We start from the raw sequence: 23,133 nt of genomic DNA on the forward strand, positions 1-23,133 counted from the left end.
GCTAAAGGTTCCGCAGCTGCTCGGTGGACAGTTGGTCTGTCCACATGTACCCGGGGAGAGATGTTCGGTCGGCGAGCACCTCACGCTCTCGGAGGCGAAGGAAGCGGCGGCACGGGATGCTGGTGCTGCTGTGAGGGATGCGCTGTGGCGGTGCGTGGGGCGCGATGCCCGAAGCGACGTGCCGAACTTGGCTCAGCGTGGCCAGTTGCTCGCGTTGTACTTCATCATCCCCTACCTGCGGAAGGTCGGCCGCGAGAGTCTCAAGGAGGCTCTGCGTCGATGCCGCAGAGGTGAGGTCAGCCATGCTCGTCGGCGCGTTGTACGGGCTGGCACTGGCCGCTGAAGCCGACGACGTCCGTGATGAGGTCATCCGGGCTGCCAATGCCGCCGGCTGGGCGGTGGAGCGGTCTGATCCGGCCGAGCGTACGACGGATCCGCACAGCCTTGTCGACCGTGCGAGCCTCCTTGACGACGACTACTCGCCCATCCGCAACGAGTCGGACATCCAGTCCGTCGGTGAGGTGGACTCTCTGTTGGGGGAGCGCATCAGCGGCGAACGCATGGGCGCTACCTTGCACCGCCTCGGGCTCTTGGCCGCGTTCCTCGCCTCGGGTTCGGGGCAGGTGCCCGCTGGGGAGCCCGACGAACTCGACGGACTGCAGAAGGAAGCCGAGTGAACCCGAGCGCAAGGCGACTGTCGCAGTGGCTGGGCGAGCCAATGCCACTCCGCAAGGTGGCAGATCTCCTCGGGGTCGACGCAGCGAAGGCGTGCGGACTGGTGAGGGCGGGCCGCTTCCCCTGCCGTGTCACGAAGGAGAAGGGCAAGTACGTAGTCCTTCCCGCCGATGTGTTGGTGGCCATGGGGCTCGATGATCCGATCGTGCGGATCGTCGACCTGCTGGCCGGAGCCGAGTTCGCGAGGCGATGGGACTGAGGGCTGGCCGTCGGCGGGCCGAGTGCGACATCGGAGGGCAGGCCGCGCGAACGTCCCACCCTCCGGGGTGACGCCGGCATGGAACGGGTTGGTGGGCGCATGTGGATGGTCGGTGCGCTGCTGATCCGTCGAGCGGCTCCGCGTCGGCGGCTTCGGTCGCACGAAAACCCCCGACAGCGCGGATGGTGACGTCCAACAGGAAGGTCTTGCCGGGGCCACGGTGTCCGTTGACCGTCCTGCCGACACCGCGCGGCCGTCCGGGGGCGTTCGTGGGGACTTGGGGAGCGGCTCGGAGGGGGGCGCGTACGGCGGTGAACGCCGGCGGCCGGCGATGCACTGGACAAAGGCCAGGACAACGAGCAGGACGAAGAGAGCCAGTTTCGCTATGGCGAGTTGATCAGCTCTTTGGTTCAGGGCCCGCTATCGCCCGCCCATGCCATCTGAGTCCCGGAAACACCCCTGTGGACAAAAACCAGAACAACGGTGCTTGAGTGAACAACGAAACGGCCCCGCTGTGATCAGCGGGGCCGCTTCGTTTCGCCTGTTCAGGCGGCTGCGGAGGATACGAGATTCGAACTCGTGAGGGGTTGCCCCCAACACGCTTTCCAAGTCTTCGTCTGGGGGTTCGGTGGGGGACGGGGGCGTTCTGACCTGGGGTGGAGAGGGTGGCAGCGGCGCCCTTGAACGGCGCCGGACGGGGGCGAATGAGACCAGAACTGAGACCAAGGTCCCCGGTGTTCTACCTGGTCAGGCGCCGCATTCGAGCCGCAGCGACGTGCCGATCAGGAGCCGGTGTCGCCTGGCTGGGTGCGTGGCCCTCTCGGAGTCTGTGTATGCGGATTGTCCCCTCGGAGTGTCAGTGGTGCCCGGTAGGTTCTGCTGCGGTACGCCACTACGAACGGGGAGACATCTCGATCATGTATGACGCCGAATTAATGGCCGTGGCCACCGGTGCGGCCGGCACGCTCGTCGCAGCCATAGCCACGTCGGGCGCTGAGAAGATGCGCCTGAAGGTCGCGCACTTCTTCCGCCTGGCCACTCCGGATCAGCAGAGAGCGGCTGCCCAAGCAGTGGATGACACCGCCGCGCAGCTCACCTCACCCTCTGTAGAGGTTCAGGCGCTCGCAGCGACCGCCTGGGCGCAGCTCATCGCTCAATACCTTGCCGAGCACAACGACGCCATGAGTGAGGTGGACGAACTCGCGGTGCCCACTCCGGCGGCCTCGAAGGTCTGGAACCAGCACAACACCGGAACAGGAACGTTCATCGGTGGTGACGTCCACGGTGGCCTGGCCTTCAACTACGGCGGGGCGCCAGATGGCGGACACTGAGCACCGGGAACAGCACAACCACGGCTCGGGCACGTTCGTGGGCGGCGACGTCCACGGTGGCCTCTGGCAGGTCTTTCTCCCGCCCTACGGAAAGAAGACGTCCGGCAATCCGGCGCCGACGAAGCGACAGCCCGAGCAGGATGACGAGGATGAGGATGACTACGAGGGCGTCCTGGGATCTCTGATCGTGGCTGCATGGGTTTCCGCTTCGGCTGGTCTGGCCGTCGTCTATGCGGTCATGGGCTGGCCTTGGACCGACCATGAACCGGCTCCGGGCATCGCTGCCCGCATCGGCGGAGGGCTCGTCGCCTTCTACGCCTGCTTGGCCGCGGCGGCCGCCTTTTTCGCCCGTCTCGCTCAGGTCTTCGAGCTCTGGTCGGAGCAATGTGCCATCACGGCTGCGCAAAGCCGAGGTCGGTTGGTTGCCAGGCCCCCTGCGTCCATGTCCAGGACTATGGCCGGCTTGACGGCAGCCGCAGCTGTTGCAGCCGAACTGCTTGCGTCTCTGTACGGCTGGTCCTCTTACGGGGGCGAAGTCTCGCAACGCGCGCATCTGGCCCGACTCAACGCAGCCGCCAACGCGAATTCGGCTCGCGCCGCGGCGAAGAGGTCCAGGGCGTAGTCACGGGCTGGCGGGGCTCACCGTAGGCAGGCGATGCCCGGCGTATGGCGCGGGCGCCGCTGCCAATCTCCCAGACGCCGTGGTGTGTTCAAGCACGCGCTGCTACAGCTCGCATAGCTGCTGGAGGAACTTCGCTGCGTCGAGCTCGGCCCGCTCTGCCAGTACCGGGATGCCTGCGTTCCCCACCTCCAACCCCGTGATTTCGGGCATGTCCTCGGGTCGGTCCCAGTTGCTCGGCGCATCGATGCGCCCCGCCAGCAGATGCTGAGCCGGTCGATGTCGAGTCACAGCACGGGTATCTGACGGCTACTCAGCGATGTCAGTGGCGTGTCGTACAGTCCACTCACAGGAGACCCTGCCGGTTCTCGTCGGCAGCTCCGTCCGAAATTCCGTACCGCATCGTTGCGTACATCGGTACTTTCTTTGATGAGCGCGCGTACTTGTCAGAGTGAGGCGAGGCACAGTGCAAGAACCCATACCTGTCACCGTCTACCAGTCCAGCTTTGCTGCCTGCACGCGGACGTTGGATCCTGGGCTGCTCGAGACACTGCGTATCAGTGAATCTGCCGTGCTCTTGATGGAGGCTTTCGTCTCGCTGTGCAAGGCGCTGACCAACGACAGTGACCCGCGGCCGTGGCAGGAACGGGTTGAAGACTGTTTTTCGGAGGTTACGGAAGAGCGGCTGAAGGAAATGGTCCAAGCCTTCGTTGATGAATGCGAAGGTGAGCAGCTGCAACGCTGGGTGGAGCGGTTTAAGAACCAGAACTACAGCAGCTTCGCTGAGCGCCTTCTGGGGGCGGCAACGTATAAGCGCTTCATTGATTCCCTGAAGCAAGATGGCGCTGTGGTCGCGCTGGCCGTTCGACGCGGGGTGCGCGCACTCACTCCTTTCGTTGTGGCATGGAATGACGCTGTCAAGATTTCTTCACAAAATCAGCTCAAGGGTGTCCAGCCAGCCAATGTTCTCGCGGTGAATGCCGTCGAAATGCTGGTGTCGCTCGACGACTTCCTCGGGGAGAAGGTCCTCGCCGCTCTTCCCATGGAAGTGACGGGTGCGAACGAATCTGATCTTGCGACGCTGGCGCCAGAAGGCATAGACGACCTCGTGGCCAGCTTTCGCTCCATGGTGGCGGAGGCTTCGGTCAAGCGTGTGGAGCGCAGAAATTCTCCGCTTGTAAGGAAAATTCGAGGCGCGCGAGATGCTCTTCGATTCTCGGAGGACGGCGTTTCCCAGGCCGCCAACTCTCTCATCGAGTTGCTTGATCGCATCATGCGAGAAAGCTTCAAGCCTGCAGAAGTTCTGGCCTGGGTGGATGTCAACCTTCCGGATGGGATGGATCTGACGCACGAAGTGCAAGGGCAAAGGCGCCCGACCAAGCGCGCGGAAGCCCTATGCTTTGTTTATGGCGGCGACCCCATCACGCCACGCGAGGCTAGCGAGAACGATGATGGTCAAGGGCCCGACTTTATCCACGATGTGATCGCTATTTCATTGGTTTCCATTCGGAATCAGTTGCAGAAGATGAAGCACGCTGATTACGGGACGCCTGAGGAGAAGAGTCAGCTCTTGAGCATCCTCGCGGCGCTCGAAGGGGCTCTTATGCTGGGTCTCACTATTGGCAGCCTGTCAGCTGAACCGGAACCTTCCGAGGAATTGCCTGCGGCGTAGCCGCTTTGAAGGGTGGATGGGGCGTTCAGGTCACGGGCAGGGCGTTGAGCCACGCGTTGGGGTTGAGGAAGACTCACAACCCCGTAACAGGCTGTCCTGTGAGTGCCTGCGCGACTTGCCACAGCTGACCGCCGCGGGACGCCTTCACCAGAACGACGTCACCGGGGCGGATGATGGACTTCAGGTAAGCGGCGGCGGTGGCGTTGTCACCGACCATCGCGATGTCCGGTACGCCCGCCGCTCCCGCCGCGAGGGCAAGTTGCTTGGCGAGAGCGTCGCCGACCGCGACGACGAGATCGACGCCGTTCTCGGCCGCCATGCGCCCGACCTCGCGGTGCGCTTCGACGGCTTCGTCGCCCAGTTCCAGCATCTCTCCGAGTACGGCGATCCTCCGGCCGCCTGCGGCCTCGGTCGTGTCGCCGTCTGTCTCGGGCATCAAGATTCTCCGTTGTGCAGGGGCGCGAAGGTGATCGCGCGGCCGGTATAGGAAGCGGATACGCGGCTGAGGGGGACTCGATCGTGGGTCTGGCCCCAGGCCGACGGGTCTCGGAACTGGATCGTCGGGTCGGGGCCGTCCTCGTAGCCACGAAGGATGACGAGGTGGCCGCCTGCCCGGCCGTCGTCGGGGAACTGCTCGGTCACGGAGACGATGAGCGGGGCGTCGTCGAGCCGCCTCGTCAGGTCTTCGACCAGGACCGGCTCTGCGGTCGCCGGGACGCCGAGGTCGGTGGCCAGGCTCGCGATCCCCGCGTGGAGCGCCCCGCGCGGGGTCAGAACCTCGTGCTTGACCGCGAGTTTCAGTAGCTCTGTGACCGTGGGTGCCGCGCGCCCGTAGGCGAGGAGGATCATTCTCAGCGAAGCGAGGCCGCACGCCCGGTTGGACCATTCCAGCCTGTCCCCGAGCGCCCAGCCTCCATGCAGATCCCATTCCGCGGGGGCGATGAGCTGTCGGCACATGGGGACATCGTGGACGCGCGACACGGTGGGCGGGCTCCTACGGTGAGACGGCAGCCTCCCGAGTCAGTGTGGTGCTGGAGAACGCGGGAGTGGGCAGAGGAACATCGTATGGCGGTCGGGTCAACGCCTCGTGCAACATCGCCACTACGACATCTGTGTGCGTGAGTCCGACCATCGCGGCTCCCACCACGAAGTTGCTGTCACGGGACATGCCCGGCGTGCTGTTGACCTCCAGCACGTATGGCTGGTCGTCCTGGGTGAGGATGAAGTCGACGCGCGCCGATCCACGCAGCCCGAGCCCGTCCCACAGCGTCGTGGCGTGCTCGGTGACCTTGGCCAGCACCTCGGGTGACAGCTCGGCTGCCCGTACGGCTACGGCGCCCCTCGACTCCACGTCGAGCTTCGTGTCGGCGTCGTAGAACTCCGCCTCGGTGGCTTCGGTGGCCAGCGGGGGAAGTACGACGACCGCGCCTCCGGGTAGTTCCAGGAGTCCCACGGTTAGTGGTACGCCGGTCAGGTAGTCCTCGACCAGTACGGCGTCGCCTTCCTCGCCGGCAGCGTCCGCCAGCGCCCTGGGAAGGTCCGCCTGTTCGCGTACCAGGCTCATGCCCACGCTGGAGCCGCCGAAGGGCGGTTTGACCATCGCTGCCTGCCCGTTCCAGTGCATCGGGCCGCCGGACCACACCCACCATCCCGGCGTGGGGATGCCGAGGCTCAGCATCACGCGTTTGCACAGGATCTTGTCGGCGGCCACCGCGGACGCTGCGACTCCGCTGCCGCAGTACGGCACGCGCAGGTAGTCGAGCAGGCCCTGCAGCCTCCCGTCTTCCCCGTACGGGCCGTGAAGGTTCGAGAGGGCCACGTCGTACCCGGCCAACTCCGTGATGAAGTCCGGCTCGCAGGGGTTCAGCACTTTCCAGCGGGCACCGATGTCGTCGAGAGCCTCGGACAGGGCAGTCACGGAACGCTGATCCACGGGGCACTTCGAATGGTAGAGCCGGTCCTCTGCTGACACCGGCCCGTAGACGAGGGCGACACCGAGGCCCTCGTGGTCGCGCTGCCAGGCGCGAAGGTCCTGGGCGGCTTCCTGTACCGCGAGGCCAGAGCTGGAGCCGAGGAACTGAGTCATGCGAGGACCCCTTCGAAGGTGTTGGTGACCGGTCCGCCGACCCAGTGGGTCCACTTCGGCCGGTCGGGATGTGGCCGGACCGTGAGCGGCTCCCCGGCGCGGTTGTGGACGGTGACGGCACGCGGCGATACGAGTCCGCGCAGGGTGGCGATGACTACGGCCGCGACGGCTCCGCTCCCGCATGACAGAGTTTCCGCCTCGACGCCGCGCTCGTAGGTGCGGATCTTCAGCGCTTGCCTGCCGGCGGCCTCTACGAAGTTGACGTTCGTCCCCAGCGGGGCAAGGTCGGCGTGGTGGCGGATGAGGCGTCCGACGAGTACCGCGTCGATGGCGTCCACGTCGTCCACGATGGCGACGACGTGTTCGGTGCCGGTGTGGGCGCTGTCGAACCAAGTGGGCTTGCCGTTGATGATGGTCTGAACGCGTCGGGGGTGGACCGCGCCGACCTCGGCGGTGACCCACACGGAGTCATCGCTCACGATCGCCTCGTGCATCACCCCCGCCATGCGGAGGCTCATCTCGCGGAAGCCGTGGTCGTGGTGGGCGGCCCAGGCAGTACACCGCAGAGCGTTACCGCACATCGTCGCGATCGAGCCGTCAGCGTTGAAGCAGCCGACTTCGAGGACGACCGGGCTGATGCTGATCAGGCTGCTGATGACGAGGCCGTCCGCGCCTACGCCGGTTCGTCTGGCGCAGAGGCGCTCGGCCTCCTTTGGCCAGTTTTTCTCGCCGTCCGGCGCGGGGTCGGATAACAGGACGAAGTCGTTCCCCGCTCCGTGGATCTTGCGGAAGCGCATGGCGAAGCTCCTCGCTGGCGTGAGGTGACAGTTCTCGTGATGGCTGAATGGGGCTTCGGGTCAGAGGAGTTCGACGGGCCGATACGTGGTGGCCGACTCCCTCATGACCCACGGGGAGTGCCCGTCGAAGATCAGGACCCGGCGCCCCGCGGTGCCTGCGGACCTCATGTCGCGGACCCGCAGGTACGACCCGTCGAGGAAAACGAAATCGCCTATGTGGACATCGCTTGGTTGCCTGTAACCGGGGATGGTGCCGAGGGGAGGAGGCACGGAGGCCGGTTCGGTGGTGCGGTGCTTGTACATTCAGCCTCTCCAGATGGCAAGGAGGATCGAGCCGCCGAGTGCCAAGAGGCTTGCCACGTAGCAGACTTGTTGCTTCCGGGGGCTCACGGGGCGCCGACCAGGTGGTCGTGAAGGCGGTCGCGGACTGATGGGATACCGATCTCCCCGAGGGGCATCCAGGCCGCTGCGCCGGCTTCGATCACCATCGGAGCGATGGCGCCGGAGTGGGCCCGGAAGAGGTATCTGAAGCCGATCCGGAGGCGGGGGCCGTACCTGTGGTGCCCCGCTCTGGTCACGTCGATCAGGAAGGGGCCATCGCTGTCGGGTTCCGTCCACACGTCCCGGATGCCGACCGCCTCGGCCAGTAGACGTAGGGCTGAACCTCCGAGCGAGTTGTCCTGTTCCTCCGGCTCTGCTTCGGCTAGGGCGAAGGCTCCTCCATGCCGCAGGGACAGGACGCGATTGTGTTCGTCGACGACGACCGCGCCCGTCGTCACGAGGGGGCAGCGCCGGCTGTGGGTGCAGGTTCCGCGCCGTGCGTGGTCGCGGGCGGCGTCGTACACCGGCATCAGCGCCATCTGCTCGTCAGGGTGCTCGTAGATGTAGTGGGACAGCTCCCGGACGATCTGGTCCTCCCGGATACTCACGGGGCACCGAGCCCGTGGCGCTGTGTGTAGATCCACAGGAGCCTTCGCGTGACGTCGGCGGCATCCCGGAGGTAGATGAAGACGCCGAACGACGGGGTCTCCGCGGTCGGCCGGTTCTGCAGGTCGAGGAGTCGGTATCCCTTGCGGAGCAGGTCCCGCACGTCCTGGTCCTCGTCTGCCCCCAGATCCTCACCGAGTAGAAGGTTGAGGTGTCCGATGATCTCCGGCAGGGATGTGTTCATGTCCTTGCGGGTGGAGGTGGCCATCTGCATGGAGAGGGCTGCCTCGGTGCTCTCCGAAATGGTCTCGATGGCGACTGGGAGAACTTCGGTACCCGCGCTGTCGGTTGCTCTCGATGCCTTGCCACTACTTGCCACAGTGATCACCGTCTCGCCCCTTCAGTACGCGTTTCCGGCCGTGCCAGTAACGCTAAGAAGGGCGACAGGAGGGGCTCTACGAGTGTGCCGGAACTTGCCCGGCATTCACCCCACGGATTCGATGGCTGCCGTGATGAGTTCGCGCGCCGCCGGGCCGTAGACGGCAAGTTCGGCCAGATCCGTGAACGTCTGGGCATACATGGCAAGTTCGTGCTTCTGCGTGACGGCGAGGTGGGCCGAAACGAGTTCGACGTGGACGGTGTGGTCGTCGTACAGGAAGAAGCCCTCGACGGGCCAGAGGCTGGAACGGTCGGCGTCCTCAGGAATGATGCCGATACTCACCGAAGGCAGCGCCATAACGCTGAGCAGATAGCCGAGTTGGCCGGCCATTACATCCGTCCCGCCTATGCGCTTCCGGAGTGCTCCCTCTTCAAGGAGGATCGCGAAGGTGTGATTGCCGTACACGATTCGCTGCTTCTCCACACGCACCTTGACGGCCGCCGGCACGTCATCAATGAGGCCGCGGCGGTCGCGAATAGAGGTGAGCAGTGCGGTGATGTACGAGGCCGTCTGCACCGGGCCGGGAATGAGCCACGGCGAGTAGATACGGAAGCGCTGGGTGCGTTCCCACAAGGGGAGGACTGACTCCTGGGCCTGCTTCAGGCCGGTGCGCTCCATCCGGCGCCACTCGACGTACATGCCCTCGATGCCGCGGGCTGTCGAGACGAGATCCTCGGCCGCGCTCTGTGCGCCGCAAGCAGCGGCCCACGCACGAAGGTCGCGCTCCGAGGGCGGACGCGTGCCGCTCTCGAAGCGCGAGCACTTCGACTCGTGCCAGCCGAGGCTGCTGGCCAACGCTCGCTTGGTGAGCCCGGCTTCGAGCCGGATTTCGCTCAGGCGTTTCCCAAGGGCCCTGCGGGCTTCCAGAACGCTCGAAGATGGCGATGTCATGTCGCTGCGACGTTGCTGTTCGGGCTGTCAGGCCGGCTGGAACTCTGCGTGCGGTGTTGCCCGCGCCCATACGGCCTCGAAGGCCGACTCGCAGAGCTTTGCCACCTCGGGGCCGTCCGTGAGTTCCACCTCCATGTTTTCGCCTTCGCCGTCGAAGTGGTTGACGAGAACGAGACTGGAGTCGAAGAGCCAGAAGTCGTTGCCCGGAAGTGCGAGGCCCGTTGCATTTCGCCGGGAGAGCCAGCGCACGTCTTCGCCGGCGGCGATGTTCAGTCCATCCGTCACGTCGTACTCGAAGCGGATGTACTCGCTGACGGGAGTCGAGACGACTCGGGCCCGGCGGACCTCGACGCCTCGGGAGGTCGCCTCCGTGACGATGCTGTGCCAGTCCCCCCAGCGCTCGGCCGGGTCGAGTGTCATGCCGGCCTTCCAGTCGATGAAGGCCCGGTCCGACTTCATGTAGGCGTCGCGCATCTCCAGATGGACGGCCGTCCTCTGGCAGTCGCGGAACAGTTCCTCAAACGTCGGGGTCCTCGTCAACCTTCTTCACCTCCAGGAAGAACTGCACCATGCGCCGGGGGATCTCCACCACCGACTCATGGCCGGGGATGTCCATCTGCCCGAGGCGCTCGATGTCCTCCACCTTCAACCCCTGCACGAGGTAGCTGTCCTTCTCCTCGTCGAGGTAGATGGTGGGGGAGCCGCCACTGGGACTCTCCGGGTCCTTACCGAGCTTACGCAGGGCCATGATGTCCTCCTCGGATGCCGGTAACGATCTCTGTGCCAGAGCTTGCCCGTGGCTGGGCCTTGGAGCGAGGAACTTGCCGAAACTTGCCAGGCGCACGGAAGTTGACCTTACGCGGCCGGGGTCAGAGCGATGAAGAGCGGACCGGCCGCAGCACCCCCAGGGATGGCCGGATTCGATTGCTGTCCGTCCTTCCTTGAGTCCGGGAGAAGAGGTGCCGTCCCAGGCTGGGAAACGGCTGAAATCGCCCGTCGAGTGAGGACTCTCTGGTCGACACACGGACGCATGCGTGCGGATCACTTAGGCGATTCACCAGTTTGCCGGAGGCAGACAGGGAAGATCCCGAAACTATTGGTGCTTTGCGGGTTGGCATGTCAACGTGGACGACCTTCCGAAACACCAGGTCAACGACGGTCAGTAACCTCTCCCGAGTGCACGGAGGCGCCCCTGTACCCCCACCATCCCAGCGATCCTTCCCGTCCCGATTCGCCGGACCCGGTGTACTGGGTCACGCCGCGCCACTTGTCCGGTGACGACGATGCGCTCGCCGAGCGGATCGGCGACACCTTGGCCGGCCTTGGCTGGCGCATGTGGCCCACTTCCCGCCACACCCTGCTGTATGTGAGCCCGGACGACCTGTGCGGTGCCGAGTGGATCCTCGCGGCCTACCCGTTCGAGCTGGGCGGACTGCCTGTTGCCTGGCAGTTGAGCGCCCGTCCGCACGCCACCTCGGCGATGACGGAGTGGAACGCGTACTTCACCACTGGCGTCCCGTACGAGGCGCTCGCCGATCTCCTCGCGGCGATCGACGCCCGTGAGGCACCCGATACCGACTTCGGCGGGGCCGAGACGGTGCTCAACGCGCTCAGTGCCCAAGGCTGGCTCCGCGACGTGGATCGCCCCCACACCACCGCCACGGACCCCGGTCTCTCCGGCTGCGTCTCCCTGGAGCTGATGCCACCGCTCATCCAGGACGCCGACCCGCGCCCTGACTTGGTGGGCTGGCAGGCGTGGGCGGAACCCGTGCTCGGCGCCCCGTACCTGTGGTGTGCCAGCTTCAGCGCCAGCGTTCCGAACGGCCTGGTGGCCGCGTTCACGTCATCGCTTGCCTCACGGGTCCCGGTGCCCCGCCGAATCGTGCCCAAGAGCGCCGAGGGGCGGCTCACAGTCGTCCGCCGTAGTTGACGATCCACGCCCTAACGGACCCCTGAACTTGTGCCCTTGTGATGGCCAAGACAGTCCGCGACTACGGCGCCCCGCCCCCGCCGGGAAGCACAGCAAGAGTGTCGCGGACGAGAGCGACGCGGGCGGCAGCCCCGTTCTGCCCGTAAGTGAACAACAGGGCCGCGGCAAACACAGCAGCGAAGACGGCGAATCCGAACCACGCAGGCAAGAACGAGCCGATGAGGCGCACTGTGACTGCACTGACTGCTGCTGCGACGGCGAGGCTGCCAAGGACGACCAAGGCAAGACGACGGCCGTCGACGCGGTCGCGCCCGGGGTCCTCACCGAGCTGCTCCTCGGGTAGCAGCGCCAGGTAGCGACCATGAGCGCATGCCTGCACGATGTGCAGCGCGGCGGCGGCCAAGTCCTTCGGTGCATCGGGCTTGCCCGTGGTGAGTTGTTCCACCAAGCCGAACAACGCATCGGCCACTCGACGCGTGTGCGGTTCCATCGCGCCCCGCAGACGGACACGCGTGGCGCGGTCGAGACCTCGGTTGGTCGCGAATCCGAGGGCAAACGACCCGGTGTCGGTATGCATCGTCGCGTTCACGTGCCGGCTGTGGGGCGCCATGCCCGCCGCACAACGGCCGGTCACAACGACCGCCTTGGCAAGTGTTGCGCCCATGCGGTGCACGTCCCTGAGCAAGCGAGCGCGTTCAGGACCGGCTTCGGCACCGGCCAAGGCCGATGTGGCGAAGAGGAGCCCGAGGCCGACGAACACCGGGGCGTCCGCTCCCGAGTATCTGAATGCACGCCAGCGCGCCGTCCATCGACGGCGAAGCCACCACACCGCAAGGATGCCGTAGAAGCCGACAACAACGCCAGCAGCCCCCGCCCGGTCGGACGCAGTGGTGGATGCCGGTGACGAGCTGAGCCAGTGCGGAGCCGAAGGACTGGTGACATACCACGTCAGCAGCCCAGACGAGACCAGGAACAGGACGGCACCCACCGCTTCGCGGGCGTAGTTCCGCAGGGCTGGGGGAGGTAACTGCGCGCCAGCTATCGCCTGCCAGTCGACGGCCTCCGTCTCGAAGCCAAAACGCGTACAAGCGTGGCGCGCGGCGTAGAGCATGTGGCCAACCGAGGAGTCTCGACGGTTCAGCGCACGTCGACGCAGTTCAACCGGGCTGGACGGTATGTGGACCACAAGGTGTTGGCACAGATCCCGGTGCGAGCAATCGTAGTAGGCACACAGGTTCCGTACGTAGACCCGATTTGCCTCGCGGACTCGCCCGTTTCGGAGCCCCAGGACCCAGGCCCACGGTGTACCAGCGCGTGCGGGCTCGTCTGCCGCCATGGAAGCCGTCCGGGCACGCAGATATCGCGTCGTGAGGACGGGGATCCATAAACCGACGACCCCGATCGGAAGGGAGACCAGCCCCCGTAAGAATGCGATGATCACGCTTCCCCTTAATAGTCACGTGATCGGCAAGTTAGCGAAAGTGAAACCGGGCGCCAACGGCACCCTGCCTCCAAGGTCATGGAGCCGGTGTCCACCGGCTCCACACCGCTGCGACGAGCTGCCCGACTTTGCCTTGCCGCGCCGGCTTTCGGAGTAGACAACATCGTGCGTTGGCCACGCGTAGCGGTCTCCAAGCAGTCACCGTCGGGTCGTTGACCAGCGGAGCAGGGAGGTCCATGTCGATCCAGACGGCCTTCCCCGCCTCCTGACCACCCGCTTTACCGGTGACCCTCTGCCTTGGCAGAGGGTCACCGGCGTATACCCGGATTACCGTGCGTTGCGAGGCCCGTCGTGTCGGCTGGGCGAGGGCCGGGCAGTAGTTGCGCCCTTCGCCGCAGCGGTGGTGTGGTTGGGCATCGGGGTGGCGTCGGCGGGCAGGTCGGCCATGCGTCGCAGCCGCCACACGAGCACGTCGCTGATCGACCCGGCGGTGCCCAGCTCCCGCCGCCCGGCAGCCTCGGTCAGCAGCGCCGCCGGGTCGTGGCCGGCGCTCTCGGCGTCGGCGAGCGTGGCGGCCAGGGCGTGCCAGCCCGGTTCGGTGAGAACCTGATCCGCCAACTCCGGCACCGCCTGACGCAGGTGGACGGTCTGCCTCTGGCGCAGAGACTGCGACAGGCGCTGACCCCGCTGGTGCAGCACGCCCAGTGGGACGTTGGCAGCGGCCTGATAGGCGGCGCGCAAGTGCTCGGCGGCCTCCCGGGCAGCGGCTGCCTGCTGAGCGTGCCCCTTCTTCGCATGCCAGTGAGCGGCGGCGGTGACGAGGAAGAACGCCATGTCGATCACCATCGCCGTGGTCGCCCCGTCTTCCCCGCGGCCGAGCGCCGGCCCGCTGTAGACGAGATCGCGGGCTGCTTGGCGCAGGGCGCGGTCGTGCCCGCGCTCGGCTTTGATGTGGGAGCGGGTGGCCCGCTCGAACACGAAGGCCGCCTCGCGCAGTTCGGTGCGGGTGTGGGCGGCGGAGGTTTTGGCGAGCGCATCCAGGACCTCCCCGGCCGCCGCGATGTGCGCGGCCACCGCCGCGTCCTCACCGTCGCCGACGACCAGCACCGCCTGCCATACCGCCGTGGCTGCCCGGCGCCGCGCAGTAGCCGGACCGCTTGGCGCGGGATCGGAGGCTCGGTCGGACGGTGCCCTGTCGCTTCGGTCGGCAGCGTCGTTGTCGCCGGAGAAGCGTTTGCGGACGCGGGGCAGGGACAGGTCGGGGGAGAGGGTGGAGCCCGCGTAGAACACCGGCTCCTTCTCGCCGTTGCGGTTGTCCGGGAGGGCGACCTTGTAGCCGAGCAGGTCGCCGGAGGGCGCGACGCGCTTGCGGATCAGCAGGCCGGCAGCAGCCAGGCGGTCGAAGAACTCCTCCTCGCTCGTCGCTCCCGCCACTGCCCGCCGTACGGTCTCCCGCAGTTCCTCGCGTGCCGGTTGTTCCCTGCCCTCACGTTCGGCCTTGTGGAGTTCGGCGCTGGTGGGGCGCTTGGCGGCGGTGCCGTCCCCGGGTGGGACGCGGCGCAGGTCGTAGTCGGCTTCGATGCGGCGGGCTTCGGCCTGGGCGCGGCGGGCCTCGTTGTGCAGGCGGGGCCGGCGGCCGTCGTCGCGGACGAGGGTGGCGATGATGTGGATGTGGTCGTCGGCATGGCGGACGGCTGCCCACCGGCAGGCGGCTTCGTCGCCGTCGGGGGCGATGCCGGTGGCGGCGACCATGCGGCGGGCGATGGCCGCCCAGTCCTCGTCGGTCAGGATCGGATCCTCCGGGGCAGCCCGCACCGACAGATGCCACACGTGCTTCTCGGGGCGCTTGCCGACGGGCAGGGCGTTGACGGGCTGGTCGAGCAGGCGCTGAAGCTGCTCGTAGGTGGTCTTCGGGTCGCGGCCGGGGTCGGGGGTGAGCGGGTCGAAGGCGGCCACCAGGTGGGGATCGATGTGTTCCTCTTCGGTGCCGGGGCCGTACAGGTAGCGGATCAGCCCGATGGTCTCGCTGCCGCGCTTGTGGATGCTGGGGATCACGCCGGGGCACCGCCGTCGCGGTGGGCGAGCAGGGCGTCGGCGGCGTCCTCCATGCGGCGGGCCGCGCTGCCGACGGCCTCGGCCGCAGCGTCCGGGTGGGGTGCGTCGGCGCCGGAGTTGAGGGCCTTGGCGACCTGGTTGAACAGGCCGTGGATGCGGCCCAGGTGCCGGCGGGCGGCGAACAGCTCGTCGATGACCTCTCGTTCGGTGGCGATCTCGGCGGCGGTGCGGGTCAGGTCGCGGGCGGCTTTGTCGACGGAGTAGGCGAGGAAAGCGGCGTTGGACATCTGGCAGTGGGCGGCGGCGTCAGTGAAGCGCTTGAACTCGGCGTCGTTCATGCGGCAGCTGGGCTGGTGCAGGCGCTTGCGCGATGTCGGCTGACGCGGGCGCTGACGTCTCTTCGCAAGGGACTCGGCCTGCCGTTCCCTTCCCTGCTGCGGTCCGCCCTCGGTCGCAGCCTGACGGTCCGGTGCCCCCTGGCGCCGGGCTGTTCCCGCCACCCCCGGGGCGGGAATCCCGGGAGCATTGCTCCCGGGACAACTTGCTGGGCTGGTGGTTGGGGCGGTCATCTCCCTTTGGCTGGCGGGCAGTTCGTGGTGCGAGTCGCGCATTCGACGGTCTTCCTTGGGCGTTGTGGGGGGGGGAGCGGGTTCAGTGGGGGTGGCCGGCGCGAGTGGCCTTCAGCTCGGCCTTGACGGTGCGGACGACCTCTCCGGCGGTGTCGCTGGCGACGCTGTAGCCGTCCTCGCGAACGGTGTCCTCCAGCAGGTCGCGGGAGAGGCGTCCGGTCTCGTCGTGGATGCGATGGGCGTAGTCGGTGAGGACGGCTCGTGTCGCGCGCGGCTTGGGGCCTGGCTTCTTTGCCTTCGCCCGTGCGGCCTTGCCCGGATTGGCATCCGGCGGTTCCTCGCCCGGATTCGGTTCCGGGCTCGTGGTGGTGCGGGCGGGCCGGTGCGGGCGGGGTTCGGGCTCCGGGCGGGCAGACCGGTGGGCCGTGTCATCGCCCGCATCGCTCTCGGACGGGCGGCCCGGACTCTCTGCCCGCCTCGTCGCTGTGGCGCGCGGGTGGGCAGGCGTGGAGCCGCTCGGCGTGCCCGCGGTAAGGGCGGGCCAGCGCCGGGGCAGGGGAATGGAGGCCAAAACGAGGGCCTGTTGCCGGGTGGCGAGCTTGCGCAGCAGCAGCTCGTCCTGGCGCTTGTCGCGGTCGACGTCGGCCTGCTCCAGTGCCTGGTGCAGGCGGCGAGTGAGGCGCCGGCCTCGCCCCTTGGCACGCCGTTCGGGCGTCATGGCCTCTGCCCGGAGGACCAGGGTGACGGCCCGGTCGAGGGCGCGCTCGCGGATGATCCGGGTGGCGTCCGCGTCCCGGTCGGCGATCCCCAGGCGGGCCAGCAGCCGTTCCCGCATCTGCCGGGCGAGGACGGCGGTCAGGCTGTGGGAGTCGGCGTGCGGGCTGCGGTTGCGCAGTTCGATGCCCATGGCCAGGTGCCACAGCATCGCCGCCAGGACCGGGCCGACGAAGGCCCGCACGGTGCCGCCCACCGGGCCGGACTCGGCGTAGGCGGGCACGATCTGCACGGCGGTGATCACCCAGGTGAGGGTGCCGGGCAGGCCGGGCGCCTGCTTCGGGCCGTTGAGGTTCTGCCGGGCCATCAGCGCGGTGGCGAACAGGGCGAGCTCGGCGGCGGCGAACATCGCGGCGCGCTCGATTGCGCTGCCCATGTCGAGGTAGTCGGCGGCGAACCGCCAGCTGGTGTCCGCGCTGTAGGCGGTGCAGCCGATCGCGGCGACGGCGGCGACCGGGATGGCAGCGGTGGCACGGCGCTCCCCGACACCGGGCGTCCGGTTGCGTCGGCGCAGCAGCCATCCAGCGAGCAGGGCCACGACGAGGGGCAGGACTGCGCCGGCCGCCGACGAGGTGGTCCAGTGAGGCAGGAGCGACATGGTGCCGCTGTCGGCGCTTACGTGTGCGGTGTTGCCGAGGGTCATACAGACGGTCTCCAAGGGGAGGAAGGCGATGGAGTGAGGGGTGTTCACGGAGGGGGCGTACACGCGGGGCCCCTTCTAAAGGGGGCCCCGCGCGTGATCGCTTGGGCGCGTGTACGGCGTGGACGCTCGCGTGATCGCTTGACCTGCGGTTTCGCGATGAGCGTGCGCGCTGTGAGCGCTTCACGGAGACATCTGAGCGAGTGGGCCGCGTGCACGGTCGCGTGATCGCTTTGCGAGGGCCTGTGGGCCTCAGCCGACGGCGGTGAGGTGGCGCGAGGAGGCGTAGTAGCGGGTCTGCTGCCCGCCTCCGGCTCCTCCGGCGATCCCGTCGGCCTTGGTTGCCAGGCCGCTGTCGACGAGGCGGGTCAGGTGGCGTCGCGCCTTCTCCACGTCGGCGCGGTCGGGGTCGCCCCCGCCGAGCAGGGCGACTGCCAGGTCTCGGGCGGTCATCCCGTTCGGGGCGTTGCGGATCAGGACGGCGGGGTCCTTGGTGGGGTCGACCGTGGTGGTGCCGCGCACGTGGTCGTGGGTGACGTCAAGCGGGCCGACCTCCCCGGTGGGGGTCTTGAGGTGGTGCAGGGTGACGGCAGGGTCGCCGGCCTTGCCGGTGACGAACAGGACGCTGCCTGCGCCGGAGACGTACCAGGTGGAGCCGTAGACCTGGTCCAGGCTGGGGCGTTGACCGCGCGGGGCGTCGGCGGTGGCCTTGCGCTGGTGGTGCAGCTCCATGATCTCCACGCCGCCTCGCAGGGCGCGATTGCGGGCGTTGTGGAAGGCGACCGCGAGGCCGTCGTCGACCATCGTGCTCACGGCGTCCTTGAGGCTGTCGATCACGATGGTGTCGGCCCGGTGGGCGGCGGCGAGGTCGGCGAGGAGGTCGGGCTCCTTGTCGAGGGTGGCCGGCAGCGGGCCCTCCCAGACCACGAGCCGCTCGCGCAGAATCTTCTCGTCGGCGTCGAAGACCCGGCGGGCCATGGCCTTGGCGATCTGCTTGGGACGGTCCATGGCCAGGTAGAGCACCCGCCTACTGGGGGCGACCGGCATCTCCAGGACCGTCTCCGACAGGCCGAGGCGGGCGAAGACCACCTGATGGGCCAGCGTGGTCTTGCCGACCCCGGGTGCGCCGACGATCATCAGGCTCTCACCCGGTGCCCAGACCGTCTTGTCGCGCGTTCCCCACAGAGGTTCGGCGTGCGCGCCGGTCTCCTTGACGAAGGTCCATCCGTCTTTGGCGAAGCGGGACAGGCGGCCGTGGCCCGAGGCGAGCGCGCGCTCGCGTTCGGCGCGCACCTCCGCTTCGATCTCGCTGCGGATCTCGTCGGGGTCGGCGCCCGGCTCCTGGGCGCGCTGGACGGTCCGTACGGCGGAGGCGAGCAGGCGACGCAGGTTGGCCTTCTTGCGGATGATCTCCGCGTGGTGCTCCGCGCTGCCGGCGTCGTAGAGCGCACCGGCGAGCTGGTGCAGGTAGACGGCTCCACCGACACGCTTCAGATCCCCCTGCTCCTGGAGCAGCTCGCTGAGGACGATCGGGTCAGTCGGCCTGCCCTCGCGATGCAGGGCGAGCAGCGCACGCCAGACAGTCTCGTGCGCGGGGCGATAGAAGGCGTCGTCGCCCAGGATGGGCCGGACCGTGTCGATGACGTCGCTGTCGTGCATGCAGGCGCCGAGCACCGCGCTCTCGGCCTCCAGGTTGAAAGGAGCCTGCGCAGACTCGTCCGGAGACGGCGTGGGGCCGTATCCGAAGTGGGATGGCATCTCGTGCATGTGACCCGTACTCTGGGTCAATAGGACTCCTCTCCCGGCAGGCCACATGGAGCGCCAACTCCGGCCACCGGTCCAGATCGTCATGGTTGGGCGGTTGTGAGGGTTTCCGCTTCGCCCCCGGTGTTCCAGCACCGGGGGTTTCTGCTTGTCCAGCCGCGTTCACCGCCGGACGCCATAAGTCTACCCTGAGCATTCGGGAGACGTCTAGTTGCATTCGGCTTCCAAATGATGTTAACTGGTTCACCCTAGGCCGCAGCTGTACGGCAGGCCCGTACGACGAGGAGGTGAAGATGACCAGCGGCAAGGGCGACGACGCGAGTGCCACGAACGCGCGGCCGCCGGTCGAGGACAACATCGCCGAGCGCGTGAAGCTGGAGCGCGAGGCGCGCGGCTGGAGCTCGGTCACCCTGGCCGAGAAGATGGCCGAGGCGGGCCACCCCATCGGCCAGTCCGCGATCTGGCGCATCGAGAGCGGCAAGCCGCGCCGACGCGTCAACACCGACGAGGCGCTCGGCTTCTGCAAGGTCTTCGACATGACCCTCGACGAACTGGCCAGTCCGCCAGGGCAGATGGCCAACCCGATCATCCGTCGGCTGGTCGGCGAGTACGTCGAGCTGTGGAAGGAATGGCGTTCCCTCGGAAAGTCCATGGACGCGATCCAGGACCAGCTCCGGGAGTACACCAAGGCCAACCCGGACCAGGACACCATGGTCCGCAATCTGCTCGCCCACGAACTGGACGCTGCCTCCAACGGCGACTTCCACCGCCACAAGGGAGCCCGCTCCCGGTTGATCCGCTGGCTCGGCGACGCCTTCAACCCGCAGGCCCCCGCCGACGCTGACGTCGACGAGTAACCCACCCGCCGCCAGGCCCTCGGTGCTGCGAACACCCAGGGCCCACCACCGCGGCACCTTCGCGCGTCTGCGCAACCGCCCAACCACCCACACCATCACGACCGGTCCGACCGGAGTTGGCGCTCCGTACGTGACCGGGTGAGGAGCCCTCTTGCCCGAGTTCCCCCTGCCCGTAACCCAGATCGCTCAGTTGCTCGGCATCCCCGAGGGTGCCCTGCGTGCCCTGATGCCCGAGCGGGACGACGTACCCGGCGACCCCACCCTCGTCGGGCTCACCGTCGAGGAGGCCGCCCGCCGCCTCGGCATCGGTCGGACGAAGATGTACGAGTACGTCTCGTCCGGCGAGATCCGCTCCGTCAAGATCGGCAGCCTGCGCCGCATACCCGCCGAGGCGGTCGGAGAATTCCTAGCCCGCCGCTATCGGACCACGGACTTCGGCGCCGCAGCCTGAGCGGGGCGCGCATGACACAGCCGAAGAAGCCCCGCACGTCCCGGCAGCCCAACGGCGCCTCCACCATCTACCTCGGCAAGGACGGCCGTTGGCACGGCCGCGTCACCGTCGGCGTCAAGGACGACGGCAGCCCGGACCGCCGCCACGCCAGCCGCAAGACGCGCGCCGAGATCACCAAGGTCGTACGCGAGCTGGAACGCCAGCGCGACGCCGGCAGCGTCCGTAAGGCCGGACAGCACTGGACGGTGCAGACCTGGCTCACGCACTGGGTGGAGAACATCGCCGCGCCGAGCGTCGGCGAGTACACGATCGACGGCTACCGAGTCGCCGTCTACCGCCACCTCATCCCCGGCCTGGGCGCCCATCGTCTGGAGAAGCTCGAGCCCGAGCACATCGAGCGGCTCTACAAGACGATGCAGGAGGCCGGCAGCGCCGCCGGCACCGCGCACCAGGCCCACCGCACCCTGAACACCTCCCTCAACGAGGCTGTACGGCGGCGGCACATCACCCTCAACCCCGCCTCGATCGCCAAGGCGCCGAAGCTGGAGGAAGAGGAGGTCGAGCCCTACACGATCGAGGAGGTCCAGCGCCTCCTGCTGGAAGCCAGGAAGCACCGCAACACCGCCCGGTGGGTCATCGCCCTGGCGCTCGGCCTGCGTCAGGGCGAGGTCCTTCGGCCTGACGTGGGAGGACGTCCATTTCGATGCCGATGTGATCCGTGTCCGGCAGAGCCGTCTGCGGCCTCGTTACAAGCACGGCTGCGGTGATCGCTGCGGCCGTAAGCCCGGGTACTGCCCGCAGAAGGTCAACATCCGTAAGGAGACCAAGGGAACGAAGTCCAAGGCGGGCAAGCGTCCGATCGGTGTTCCCGAGGAACTACTGAAGCTGCTCCGGCAGCACAAGGAGGAGCAGGCTCGGGAGCGAGCCCTCGCCCGTGACCTGTGGGTGGAGAAGGGGTACGTGTTCACCTCGCCGACCGGCGAGCCGCTCAACCCCAACACCGATTACCACCGGTGGAAGGACCTGCTGAAGGCTGCAGGCGTCCGCGACGGCCGCCTCCACGACGCTCGCCACACTGCGGCGACCGTGCTGCTCATCCTCGGCGTCCCCGATGCCGTGGTCGACCGGATCATGGGCTGGGAGCCCGGCAACTCCGCCCGGATGCGCCGCCGTTACCAGCACCTGACCGGCCGCGTTCTGAGGGACACGGCCGCCAAGGTCGGCGGACTGCTGTGGCCTATGACCGCTGACGGAGGTGCGGAGGCCACCGGCGCGTTCCAGGCCCTCGCCGGGGTGTTGGTGTACGTCGCGCGCATCGGCGAGTACCTCATCCCCTTCCGCGATCGTGGGCACGCCGACTTCCTCGTAGAACGCTGGCGCTCCGAACGGCCCGGACAGACGGCCGAGGTTGAGGAGTGGGACCGGTGGAAGTGGGAGCGGGAAGGGCCTGGTGGCCCGAGCACCGTCCGCGACCGCCTTCCCGACCGCCGCGTAGTCCACCACGCCCACGCCGCCTTCCTGCCCGGCGGGGCGCGTGAGCCGGCTACTCGTCTGGATCCCTGGTCGGTGGACGCCTGGGAGTTCGAAACGGACCTCTACACCGACCAGGTGGTGCGCTGGAGCACCCTTCGCCGTCTGGGAGGAGAGATCGACGTTCGGGCGAGCGGCACGGACGAAGGAGCCGTGACGGCGGCCTTTGCGGCGGCTTGCGCACAGGCTGCGGATCGCGCGAAGGATCCGGGGAAGTACGGCGACAGCGACGAGCGGTAGTTGGTGCCGAAGCGGGTGGGCTGCACCAGGGCAGGTGCAGCCCACCGGTCACTAGGTGCAGATCCACCAATCGACGATCCACGCTTTCCTGAATTCAGGAATCTATGTACTGTCGTGCTGTGCTGACTGTTGCCTCCGACATCGAGGTGCTGGCCCGCTTCGGCCGCGCGCTCGCCGATCCGATCCGCTGCCGCATTCTGCTCGCGCTGCGCGAAGCCCCGGCCTACCCCGCCGATCTCGCCGACGCGCTCGGCGTCTCGCGCACCCGGCTCTCCAATCACCTCGCCTGCCTGCGCGACTGCGGCCTGGTCGTCACGCTGCCCGACGGTCGCCGCACCCGTTACGAACTGGCGGACGAGCGCCTCGGTCACGCGCTGGACGACCTGCGCGCCGCCGTGGTGGCCGTGGAAACCGACCGCACCTGTGCCGACGCCGACGACAAGGGATGCTGCTGATGACCGCGATATCCCTCGGCCCCTCCCCGGCCCGCCGAGATGCGCTCGCCCATCGGATACGTCTGCTGGTCGCGGCGACCATCACCTACAACGTCATCGAGGCGATCGGCGCCATCACCGCCGGCACCCTCGCCTCGTCCACCGCCCTGATCGGCTTCGGCCTGGACTCGGTCATCGAGGTTTCCTCTGCCGCTGCGGTGGCTTGGCAGTTCTCCGCCCGTGAGCACGCCGTACGCGAGGCACGAGAGAAGACAACGCTGCGGATCATCGCGCTGTCGTTCTTTGCGCTCGCCGCCTACGTCGCTGTCGACGCCATCCGCGCACTGACCGGCACGGGGGAGGCGGAACGCTCCATCCCCGGCATCGTGCTCGCCGCCCTCTCTCTCGCGGTCATGCCGTTCCTGTCAGCCGCCCAACGTCGTGCGGGCCGTGAACTCGGCTCCGCCAGCGCGGTCGCCGACTCCAAGCAGACCCTGCTGTGCACGTACCTCTCGGTCGTGCTCCTGGTCGGCCTGGTCCTCAACGCCACCCTCGGCTGGTCTTGGGCCGATCCCATTGCCGCCCTGGTCATCGCCGCCGTTGCCACAAAGGAAGGTCGCGACACGTGGCAGGGCAACGGCTGCTGCGCGCCCTCCGCGGTGGCGGCCCCGACCATCGAGGCTGAGGCGGGCGGCGCGTGCGGCTGCCGCCGAGGCTGCGATTGCTGCAACTGACCGCCCGCAGACACCCAG

General features: G+C 67.8%; 26 protein-coding genes. 12 read left to right on the plus strand and 14 right to left on the minus strand.

Features of this window, described 5'->3' with window-relative positions:
• Positions 1 to 302: 302 nt before the first annotated feature.
• The 5 genes from ACGFZQ_RS40890 (at position 303) to ACGFZQ_RS40910 (ending at position 4,556) form a co-directional block, all read left to right on the plus strand.
• On the plus strand, positions 303 to 677 hold the full coding sequence (locus tag ACGFZQ_RS40890) for a hypothetical protein (RefSeq protein WP_393844681.1): 375 nt from the start codon (positions 303 to 305) through the stop codon (positions 675 to 677).
• Entirely contained in the window at positions 674 to 934 is a 261-nt protein-coding gene (locus ACGFZQ_RS40895) for a hypothetical protein (protein WP_393844682.1), read from the plus strand. Before ACGFZQ_RS40890 ends, ACGFZQ_RS40895 begins: the two co-directional genes overlap by 4 nt.
• A gap of 917 nt (positions 935 to 1,851) precedes the next feature.
• Positions 1,852 to 2,265 (plus strand): hypothetical protein, encoded by a 414-nt coding sequence (locus ACGFZQ_RS40900; RefSeq protein ID WP_390002904.1) that lies wholly within the window; start codon positions 1,852 to 1,854, stop codon positions 2,263 to 2,265.
• Positions 2,252 to 2,887 (plus strand): hypothetical protein, encoded by a 636-nt coding sequence (locus ACGFZQ_RS40905; protein ID WP_390002902.1) that lies wholly within the window; start codon positions 2,252 to 2,254, stop codon positions 2,885 to 2,887. The genes ACGFZQ_RS40900 and ACGFZQ_RS40905 overlap by 14 nt, the downstream gene beginning before the upstream one ends.
• 463 nt (positions 2,888 to 3,350) lie before the next feature.
• Complete coding sequence (locus ACGFZQ_RS40910) at positions 3,351 to 4,556, plus strand: hypothetical protein (protein WP_393844683.1); 1,206 nt, start codon at positions 3,351 to 3,353, stop codon at positions 4,554 to 4,556.
• Between the two features lie 73 nt (positions 4,557 to 4,629).
• Here ACGFZQ_RS40910 and ACGFZQ_RS40915 read toward each other — a convergent pair whose 3' ends face one another.
• From ACGFZQ_RS40915 to ACGFZQ_RS40955, 9 genes are all read right to left on the minus strand, one after another.
• A complete protein-coding gene (locus tag ACGFZQ_RS40915; protein WP_393844684.1) occupies positions 4,630 to 4,992 on the minus strand; it encodes a glutamate ligase domain-containing protein in 363 nt (120 codons plus the stop codon).
• Positions 4,992 to 5,513 (minus strand): C39 family peptidase, encoded by a 522-nt coding sequence (locus tag ACGFZQ_RS40920; protein ID WP_393844685.1) that lies wholly within the window; start codon positions 5,511 to 5,513, stop codon positions 4,992 to 4,994. The genes ACGFZQ_RS40915 and ACGFZQ_RS40920 overlap by 1 nt, the downstream gene beginning before the upstream one ends.
• 37 nt (positions 5,514 to 5,550) lie before the next feature.
• On the minus strand, positions 5,551 to 6,642 hold the full coding sequence (locus tag ACGFZQ_RS40925; RefSeq protein ID WP_393844686.1) for an ATP-grasp domain-containing protein: 1,092 nt from the start codon (positions 6,640 to 6,642) through the stop codon (positions 5,551 to 5,553).
• Positions 6,639 to 7,439: a diaminopimelate epimerase gene (gene dapF / locus ACGFZQ_RS40930; RefSeq protein WP_390002894.1), complete on the minus strand. Its 801-nt coding sequence runs from the start codon at positions 7,437 to 7,439 to the stop codon at positions 6,639 to 6,641. Before dapF ends, ACGFZQ_RS40925 begins: the two co-directional genes overlap by 4 nt.
• A gap of 386 nt (positions 7,440 to 7,825) precedes the next feature.
• Positions 7,826 to 8,368, minus strand: a complete 543-nt coding sequence (locus ACGFZQ_RS40935) for an NUDIX hydrolase (protein WP_393844687.1) — start codon at positions 8,366 to 8,368, stop codon at positions 7,826 to 7,828.
• Positions 8,365 to 8,640 (minus strand): hypothetical protein, encoded by a 276-nt coding sequence (locus tag ACGFZQ_RS40940; RefSeq protein ID WP_393844688.1) that lies wholly within the window; start codon positions 8,638 to 8,640, stop codon positions 8,365 to 8,367. The genes ACGFZQ_RS40935 and ACGFZQ_RS40940 overlap by 4 nt, the downstream gene beginning before the upstream one ends.
• Before the next feature lie 210 nt (positions 8,641 to 8,850).
• Entirely contained in the window at positions 8,851 to 9,696 is an 846-nt protein-coding gene (locus tag ACGFZQ_RS40945) for a helix-turn-helix domain-containing protein (RefSeq protein ID WP_393844689.1), read from the minus strand.
• 27 nt (positions 9,697 to 9,723) lie between these two features.
• Complete coding sequence (locus ACGFZQ_RS40950) at positions 9,724 to 10,236, minus strand: DUF6879 family protein (protein ID WP_390002886.1); 513 nt, start codon at positions 10,234 to 10,236, stop codon at positions 9,724 to 9,726.
• Positions 10,214 to 10,444: a hypothetical protein gene (locus tag ACGFZQ_RS40955; protein WP_067022411.1), complete on the minus strand. Its 231-nt coding sequence runs from the start codon at positions 10,442 to 10,444 to the stop codon at positions 10,214 to 10,216. The genes ACGFZQ_RS40950 and ACGFZQ_RS40955 overlap by 23 nt, the downstream gene beginning before the upstream one ends.
• Positions 10,445 to 10,939: 495 nt before the next feature.
• Between ACGFZQ_RS40955 and ACGFZQ_RS40960 the strand changes: the two genes are divergently transcribed.
• Positions 10,940 to 11,626 (plus strand): DUF317 domain-containing protein, encoded by a 687-nt coding sequence (locus ACGFZQ_RS40960; RefSeq protein ID WP_393844690.1) that lies wholly within the window; start codon positions 10,940 to 10,942, stop codon positions 11,624 to 11,626.
• 61 nt (positions 11,627 to 11,687) lie between these two features.
• Here ACGFZQ_RS40960 and ACGFZQ_RS40965 read toward each other — a convergent pair whose 3' ends face one another.
• The 5 genes from ACGFZQ_RS40965 to ACGFZQ_RS40985 form a co-directional block, all read right to left on the minus strand.
• Positions 11,688 to 12,737, minus strand: coding sequence for a hypothetical protein (locus ACGFZQ_RS40965; protein ID WP_390002882.1), 1,050 nt, complete (start codon positions 12,735 to 12,737; stop codon positions 11,688 to 11,690).
• Positions 12,738 to 13,394: 657 nt separating this feature from the next.
• Positions 13,395 to 15,122, minus strand: a complete 1,728-nt coding sequence (locus ACGFZQ_RS40970) for a relaxase/mobilization nuclease domain-containing protein (protein WP_393844691.1) — start codon at positions 15,120 to 15,122, stop codon at positions 13,395 to 13,397.
• Positions 15,119 to 15,460, minus strand: a complete 342-nt coding sequence (locus ACGFZQ_RS40975) for a plasmid mobilization relaxosome protein MobC (RefSeq protein ID WP_393844692.1) — start codon at positions 15,458 to 15,460, stop codon at positions 15,119 to 15,121. The genes ACGFZQ_RS40970 and ACGFZQ_RS40975 overlap by 4 nt, the downstream gene beginning before the upstream one ends.
• A gap of 313 nt (positions 15,461 to 15,773) precedes the next feature.
• Positions 15,774 to 17,063 (minus strand): hypothetical protein, encoded by a 1,290-nt coding sequence (locus tag ACGFZQ_RS40980; RefSeq protein ID WP_393844777.1) that lies wholly within the window; start codon positions 17,061 to 17,063, stop codon positions 15,774 to 15,776.
• A gap of 294 nt (positions 17,064 to 17,357) precedes the next feature.
• Positions 17,358 to 18,872, minus strand: coding sequence for a DnaB-like helicase N-terminal domain-containing protein (locus tag ACGFZQ_RS40985; RefSeq protein WP_393844693.1), 1,515 nt, complete (start codon positions 18,870 to 18,872; stop codon positions 17,358 to 17,360).
• Positions 18,873 to 19,162: 290 nt separating this feature from the next.
• Between ACGFZQ_RS40985 and ACGFZQ_RS40990 the strand changes: the two genes are divergently transcribed.
• The 6 genes from ACGFZQ_RS40990 (at position 19,163) to ACGFZQ_RS41015 (ending at position 23,115) form a co-directional block, all read left to right on the plus strand.
• Complete coding sequence (locus ACGFZQ_RS40990) at positions 19,163 to 19,726, plus strand: helix-turn-helix domain-containing protein (protein WP_393844694.1); 564 nt, start codon at positions 19,163 to 19,165, stop codon at positions 19,724 to 19,726.
• Between the two features lie 151 nt (positions 19,727 to 19,877).
• Positions 19,878 to 20,177 (plus strand): helix-turn-helix domain-containing protein, encoded by a 300-nt coding sequence (locus ACGFZQ_RS40995; protein ID WP_393844695.1) that lies wholly within the window; start codon positions 19,878 to 19,880, stop codon positions 20,175 to 20,177.
• 11 nt (positions 20,178 to 20,188) lie between these two features.
• Complete coding sequence (gene xerC / locus ACGFZQ_RS41000) at positions 20,189 to 20,944, plus strand: tyrosine recombinase XerC (protein ID WP_393844696.1); 756 nt, start codon at positions 20,189 to 20,191, stop codon at positions 20,942 to 20,944.
• Positions 20,889 to 21,947: a tyrosine-type recombinase/integrase gene (locus ACGFZQ_RS41005; protein ID WP_393844697.1), complete on the plus strand. Its 1,059-nt coding sequence runs from the start codon at positions 20,889 to 20,891 to the stop codon at positions 21,945 to 21,947. Before xerC ends, ACGFZQ_RS41005 begins: the two co-directional genes overlap by 56 nt.
• Before the next feature lie 119 nt (positions 21,948 to 22,066).
• Positions 22,067 to 22,402 carry a metalloregulator ArsR/SmtB family transcription factor gene (locus ACGFZQ_RS41010; protein WP_362503105.1) on the plus strand — a complete coding sequence of 112 codons (336 nt, stop codon included), beginning with the start codon at positions 22,067 to 22,069 and terminating at the stop codon, positions 22,400 to 22,402.
• The gene (locus ACGFZQ_RS41015) at positions 22,393 to 23,115 is read left to right on the plus strand and encodes a cation transporter (protein ID WP_393844698.1); all 723 of its coding nucleotides are present in this window, start codon (positions 22,393 to 22,395) and stop codon (positions 23,113 to 23,115) included. The genes ACGFZQ_RS41010 and ACGFZQ_RS41015 overlap by 10 nt, the downstream gene beginning before the upstream one ends.
• The last annotated feature ends 18 nt before the right edge of the window (positions 23,116 to 23,133 follow it).

The organism is Streptomyces sp. NPDC048254, assembly GCF_043201895.1.
GTDB lineage: Bacteria > Actinomycetota > Actinomycetes > Streptomycetales > Streptomycetaceae > Streptomyces.